The following is a 6,328-nucleotide window of genomic DNA, read 5'->3' on the forward strand; positions in this document are numbered from 1 at the left end:
CGCCGGTCAGGCGGGGCAGAAGGTGTCGGTCGGCGGCATGGCGCCGCTGTCGAGATAGGACATCAGCGGCCCCGTCGCGCAGGAGCTGTAGACGACGGCCCCGTGCCCGGTGCCCTGCCAGATCACCCGCCTGCTGGTGGCGCCGGCGTTGATCATGGTCGCCGCCGCCGCGGCCACTCCCTGGGAACCGGCGATCGGATCTTCCTGAACACCGAGCAGCAGGGCGTTGACCTTGAGGTCCTTGGGTTCCTTCGGCGCCGACCCGCTGGGCCAGTTCAGGCACTTCACCAGGCTCAGCGCGCCGACGGTGCCGAACTGCGGGTAGGTCTTGCCCCAGGCGACGACGAGTTCGCGCACCCGGTCCGGGCTGGGGCGGTTGAGGGCGTCGCTGCAGGTGTTGACGAACTGGCCGTCCGTGCCGCGCAGTGCATCGGTCCGGTTGACCAGGCTGTTGAGCAGGTTGGTGTCGCCGGTGCGGGCGGCGTTCAGCGCGTCGGACAGCTTGACGGTGTTGGCGATTCGGTCGCCGGTCGGATAGCCCAGTGCGGTGATGATCGCGTTGGCCAGCGCCGACACCGACATCCCACCCGGCCCGCGACCGGTGCGGGCTGCAGCGAGCAGTCCGTCGACCGCGCCCTTCGGGTCCGGGCCGAGCGAACAGTTCACCGCCACGCACTGGCCGGCGAAGGCGTCCAGCGCACTCTGCTGGGCCTTGACCTGATCCTCGGCGATGGCCTCGGCGCCGGCGCCCGGCGGAATGGGGGAGTCCAGCACCAGCCGGGCCACCTTCTCCGGGTGGGAGCCGGCGTAGGCCAGCGCCACCTGGGCGCCGTTGCCGATGCCGAGCAGGGCCAGTCCGGGCACGTCCCAGGTGCTGCGCAACCGTTCCAGATCCTCGGCGGCGCGGGCGTTGTCGTAGGACGAATCGCCGGGAGCCAGGGCGTCGGTGCAGCTGGTGGTGGCCGTCAGGGTGATCTGGCCCAGCGCGGCCACGGGGTCGTCGCCCGACTCGAACTGGGCTTGTTCGCGCATCTGCTTGCGGTCAAACTCGTCGCGGCAGGCGATTGGGCTGGACATCCCGATGCCGCGCCGGTCCACCGCCACGATGGGGTGTTTGACCAGAACGTCGCCGGCCGAGCGGTTCAGCCACACCGGCAACTGCAGCGACGACGGCAGTTCAGAGCCGGTGGTGAACACCAGGGGAGCGGCGTCGGGCGGGGTCTGCGGCCCGCGGGCCCGCATGACGCCGATGGTCACGGTGCCGGTGGCCCCGCTGATCGGATCCAGGTCGGCGTCGTACTCGGCGCACTCCAGCGACATGCCGGGGACGGGTTTGGCGCCGGCGTCCCCGAAAGCCTTGGCGGTGCAATCCTTCCAGGCCAGATCGTTCTTGGGGGCCAGCAGCTCCGGTGCACCGCCGGCGGCGTTGCTGGTCTCCGTGACCGCGCCGGGGTTGCGGGCGGAGTCGGTGGCGAACTGCGGATTGGCCGCGAGCCAGGGTGCGCAGCCGGTGAGCACAGCCGCGGCAGTGCCCACGCTGACCGCGGTTAAGACCCGACCCTGCCGACGCATGCCCACCACAGTAGCGACGCGTATCACCGCCGGGTCGATACAGTCCGTGCATGCCCGGGCACCTGGTGGATCGTCATCCCACGGTCTCCCCGCAGCGGCTGATCGCCGGGCTGGTGCCGCCTCCCACCTTCACCGACGTCAGCTTCGAGAGCTACCGGCCCGACCCGGCCGAACCGACTCAGGCCGCCGCGGTGGCGTCGTGTCTGAGTTTCTGCGACGAGGCGGTGCGTCGCCGGGCGGGGCGGCGCAAGCTGTTCGGCAAGCGCGAGACGCTGCCCGGCGTGGGGCTGTACCTGGACGGCGGCTTCGGGGTGGGCAAGACCCACTTGCTGGCGTCGGCGTATCACCGGCTACCGGACTCCGCCGAACACCCCAAGGCGTTCGCCACCTTCGGCGAACTGACCCAGCTGGCCGGCGTGTTCGGATTCGTCGAATGCATCGACCTGCTCGCCGACTACACCGTGGTGTGCATCGACGAATTCGAACTCGACGACCCGGGCAACACCACCCTGATCTCCCGGATGCTCTCGCAGCTGGTCGAGCGCGGGGTCTCGGTCGCCGCGACGTCGAACACCCTGCCTGAGCAACTGGGCGAGGGGCGGTTCGCCGCGCAGGACTTCCTGCGCGAGATCAACACGCTGGCAAGCATTTTCACCACGGTGCGAATCGAGGGTCCGGACTACCGGCACCGCGGGTTGCCGCCGGCGCCCGAGCCGCTCTCCGACGACGACGTGCGGGCCCGGGCCGAGGCGCTGCCCGGTGCCACCCTGGACGACTTCGATCAGCTGTGCGACCACCTGGCCACCATGCATCCGTCGCGCTATCTGGCGCTGATCGAGGGCGTATCGGCGGTGCACATCACCGGCGTTCATCGGCTCGACGACCAGAGTGTGGCGCTGCGGCTGGTGTCGCTGACCGACCGGCTGTACGACGCCGGCATCCCGGTGGTGTCGTCCGGGGCCAAACTGGACACCCTGTTCCCCCCGGAGATGCTCGACGGGGGCTACCGGAAGAAGTACCTGCGGGCCACCTCCCGGCTGCTCGCGCTGAGTGCCTAGACGTACCTAGAAACGTACCTAGACCGTGCGAACCATCACGAAGTCGTCCTCGGTGCCGTTGCCCAGCCGGAACGTGCGGGCGCCGGTGACCGCGAAGCCGTGCTTGCCGTAAAAGCGTTGGGCACGTTGGTTTGTCTGATTGACTCCCAGCCACACCGCCGCCGCGCCGTCGGCCTCGGCCCAGTCGAGTCCGGACTGCATCAGCGACGCCGCCGCGCCGCTGCGGTGATGGGTCGCCAGCACGTACATCTTGGACAGCTCCACCGCCGGCCGCGGGCCGACGGCGGCGTCGACGTCCGGGTCGTCACCGACGCCGCGCACCAACATGGCGTAGCCGACGATCCGGCCGTCCTCTCGGGCCACCAGGACGATCCGGTCCGGATCAGCCAGGTGCTCGGCGAACGCTCGCGCGGACAGGTGCGCGGCGATATGGGCGGCGATCTCGGCGGGATCGGCCGCCGGCGGGCAGGCCAGCGGAAAGGTGGTCGCCGCGACCTCGGCCAGTTCGGCGCCCTCGGCGCCGCGTGCGCGGGTGACCGACATCGACACCCCAGCATGCTGACACACCGGTGCGCGAGGTTCGACCACCCCTGCCACGGGTATCCGTCTGCCCAACAGCGACGACTGGAGGAGAATCCGAATCAGCCGGTCTTTGGCCATCCACTGCACCGGCGGGTCGCTGGTTTCCTAGACTCGAACCATGGCAGGCCTGTACAAATCCCAAGAGCGCTACGACCTCGGCAAGATCGAGAACCGAGCCGCATCGGTACCGGTGATGTTCCGCAACCGCGTCGCGGCGACGCCGACCACCGAGGCGTTCCGGTATCCCAAGGGCGGCGGTGGTTGGGAGAGCGTGACCTGGCGCCAGGTCGGCGACCGCGTCGATAACATTGCGGCCGGTTTGATCTCGCTGGGCATCAACCCCGAGGAGCGGGTGGCGCTGGCGTCAGGCACCCGCTACGAGTGGGTGGTCGCCGATTTCGGGATCCTGGCCGCCGGTGCGGCGACCACCACCGTCTACCCGACCACCAACGCCGAGGACGTCGCCTACATCGTCGCCAATTCCGGCAGCCGCATCGTGGTCGCCGAGGACCAGACTCAGGTGGACAAGTTGCGCGCGAAGCGCGATGACCTGCCCGCCGTGGACAAGGTCGTCATCATTGACGGCGAGGGCGACGGCGAGGGCGACGGCGACTGGGTGATCAGCCTCGCCGACCTCGAAGAGCGGGGCCGCCAACTGCTCGCCGAGTCGCCGACCGTCGTCAACGACCGCATCAACGCCATCCGGCCCGACCAGCTGGCCACCCTGATCTACACCTCCGGCACCACCGGTAAGCCCAAAGGGGTCCGGCTGCTGCAGAAGTCGTGGACCTACACCGCGGCGGCGATGGATGCCCTGGGTGTGCTGTCCGACAAGGACCTCAACTATCTCTGGCTGCCGCTGTCGCATTCGTTCGGCAAGGTGATGCTGGCGCTGCCATTGTCCATCGGATTTCCCACCGTCATCGACGGCCGGGTGGACAAGATCGTGGAGAACCTGGCGATCATCCGCCCGACGATCATGGGCGCGGTCCCGCGCATCTTCGAGAAGGTGCATGGCCGGATCAACGAGATGATGGCCAAAGAGGGCGGCGTCAAGAAGAGAATGTTCGACTGGGCGGTCGGCGTGGGCGTTCAGGTGTCGCGGGTCCGGCAGGCCGGGCAGAGCGTCAACCCGATTCTGGCCGCGCAGTACAAACTCGCCGACAAACTGGTGCTGTCGAAGATCCGTGACCGCTTCGGTGGGCGCCTGCGGTTCTTCATCTCCGGGTCGGCGGCGTTGGACCGCGAGATCGCGCAGTGGTTCGACGCCATCGGCATCGTGGTGCTGGAGGGTTACGGACTCACCGAAACCTCCGCGGCCTCCGTGCTGAACCGGCCGAACGCCTACCGGTTCGGCACCGTCGGCTGGACCTTCCCGCAGACCGAGGTAAAGATCGCCGAGGACGGCGAGATCATGCTCAAGGGTCCGGGTGTCATGGAGGGCTACCACGACATGCCTGAAGCCACCGCCGAGACGATCGAGCCCGACGGCTGGTTCCACACCGGCGACATCGGCGAACTCGACGCCGAGGGCTTCCTGCGGATCACCGACCGCAAGAAGGACATGTTCAAGACCTCGCAGGGTAAATACGTTGCGCCGTCGGCGATTTCGGCTCAGTTCAAGGGCATCTGCCCGTTTGCCAGCGAGATCGTGGTGTACGGCGAGAGCAAGCCGTACTGCGTGGCTCTGGTCAGCCTGGACGCCGACGGCGTCAAGGATTGGGCGGCCGCCAACGGACTGGGCGGCAAGTCGTTCGCCGAGATCGCCCGCGATCCCAAGACCTACGCCGCCGTCGAAGGCTACGTCGAGGAGCTCAACAAGCACCTCAACCGGTGGGAGCAGGTCAAGAAGTTCGCCATCATCGACCGCGAACTGACCGTCGAGAACGGCGACCTGACCCCCAGCCTCAAACTCAAGCGCAAGGTCGTCGTCGACAACTTCCAGGACAAGATCGAGGGTCTGTACGCCTGATTCCGTCGTTGCCCGCACGCACGGCGAGCCGGATCAGCCGGCTCGCTGGGACCGGGGACTGACCCGGCACGTCGTCGACCTGCTGCGGCCGGTGCTCAAGGTGTATCACCGCGCCAGAGTGTTTGGCTTGGAACGCATTCCGTCGGGTCGATGTCTATTGGTGGGCAACCACTCCGGCGGGCTGCTCACCCCGGACTTCGCAATCTTCGCGGTGGACTACTACGAGCGGTTCGGCTACGACAAGCCGCTGTACGTGCTCGGGCACGACTCGATGTTCCACGGGCCGGCGGCTGACCTGCTCCCGCATCTGGGAGTGATTCAGGCCAGCCCCGAGAACGCCGCCGCGGCCCTGGCAACCGATTCGGCCGTGATGGTGTATCCGGGCGGCGATATGGAGGTCTACCGGCCCACGGTCGAGGAGAACGTCATCGACTTCGCCGGCCACACCGGCTATGTCCAAACCGCCGCCGATGCCGGGGCGCCCATCGTCCCGGTGGTGTCGATTGGTGGGCAGGAGACGCAGATGTACCTCAGTCGGGGCCGGTGGCTGGCCCGGGCGCTGCGGGTGAATCGGTGGGAGCGCCGCGTCTTGCGCACCGACATCCTGCCGGTCACGTTCGGGTTCCCGTTCGGCCTGAGCGTGCTGATCCCGGTCAACATGCCGCTGCCGTCGAAGATCGTCACCCAGGTCCTCGACCCGATCGACGTGGTGGGGCAGTGGGGGCCGCATCCCGATCCGGAGAAGGTGGACGGCCGCATCCGCCGGGAGATGCAGGCCGAACTTGACCGACTGCGCCGCCGCCGGCGACTGCCGCTCATCGGCTGAGTTCGCCGTTTTTGTATTTGAGCCTTAGCCTCAGGGGAGCCATGACGGTGACTATTCGCCCCCGCGACCCAGATCCGGGGCCGAAAGCGCTAGGCGGTGCCGCAGGAACAGGTCGGCCCGCAGCTACACGGCGAACAGGTGCAGTTCTGGTTGGTGCAGGCGGTGCTGTCCTGCCCGCAGTTGCAGCCCGGCCCGCAGGTGCACGGTGAGCAGGTGCATGTGGGGTTCTCGCAAACGGTGGGTGCGCTCATAGACCAAGTTTGCCATGAGAATCACCCAGATCGAAGGGGTCAGCCGGCGCGGTCGTCGCGCTGCGCG

6 protein-coding genes are annotated in these 6,328 nt (G+C 68.1%); 3 read left to right on the top strand and 3 right to left on the bottom strand.

Features of this window, described 5'->3' with window-relative positions; genetic code table 11:
- Window positions 1-6: 6 nt before the first annotated feature.
- Window positions 7-1,572, bottom strand: coding sequence for an alpha/beta fold hydrolase (locus tag ADBZ6I_RS04165; protein ID WP_526381159.1), 1,566 nt, complete (start codon window positions 1,570-1,572; stop codon window positions 7-9).
- Between the two features lie 50 nt (window positions 1,573-1,622).
- Between ADBZ6I_RS04165 and zapE the strand changes: the two genes are divergently transcribed.
- On the top strand, window positions 1,623-2,630 hold the full coding sequence (gene zapE, locus ADBZ6I_RS04170) for a cell division protein ZapE (RefSeq protein ID WP_526381161.1): 1,008 nt from the start codon (window positions 1,623-1,625) through the stop codon (window positions 2,628-2,630).
- A gap of 18 nt (window positions 2,631-2,648) precedes the next feature.
- On the opposite strand, the gene ADBZ6I_RS04175 is transcribed toward zapE, so the two are convergent.
- Window positions 2,649-3,173 (bottom strand): GNAT family N-acetyltransferase, encoded by a 525-nt coding sequence (locus ADBZ6I_RS04175; RefSeq protein ID WP_526381169.1) that lies wholly within the window; start codon window positions 3,171-3,173, stop codon window positions 2,649-2,651.
- A 157-nt stretch (window positions 3,174-3,330) separates the two neighbouring features.
- Here ADBZ6I_RS04175 and ADBZ6I_RS04180 point away from each other — a divergent pair, with 157 nt between their 5' ends.
- Both ADBZ6I_RS04180 and ADBZ6I_RS04185 read left to right on the top strand, forming a co-directional pair.
- A complete protein-coding gene (locus ADBZ6I_RS04180) occupies window positions 3,331-5,184 on the top strand; it encodes an AMP-dependent synthetase/ligase (protein WP_526381163.1) in 1,854 nt (617 codons plus the stop codon).
- A 58-nt stretch (window positions 5,185-5,242) separates the two neighbouring features.
- A complete protein-coding gene (locus ADBZ6I_RS04185) occupies window positions 5,243-6,010 on the top strand; it encodes a 1-acyl-sn-glycerol-3-phosphate acyltransferase (RefSeq protein ID WP_526381171.1) in 768 nt (255 codons plus the stop codon).
- A 123-nt stretch (window positions 6,011-6,133) separates the two neighbouring features.
- Here ADBZ6I_RS04185 and ADBZ6I_RS04190 read toward each other — a convergent pair.
- Window positions 6,134-6,328, bottom strand: a 195-nt coding sequence (locus ADBZ6I_RS04190) for a hypothetical protein (protein ID WP_526381165.1), incomplete at its 5' end; no start/stop codon positions are given.

Origin of the sequence: Mycobacterium sp., assembly GCF_044342925.1 — a bacterium.
GTDB lineage: Bacteria > Actinomycetota > Actinomycetes > Mycobacteriales > Mycobacteriaceae > Mycobacterium.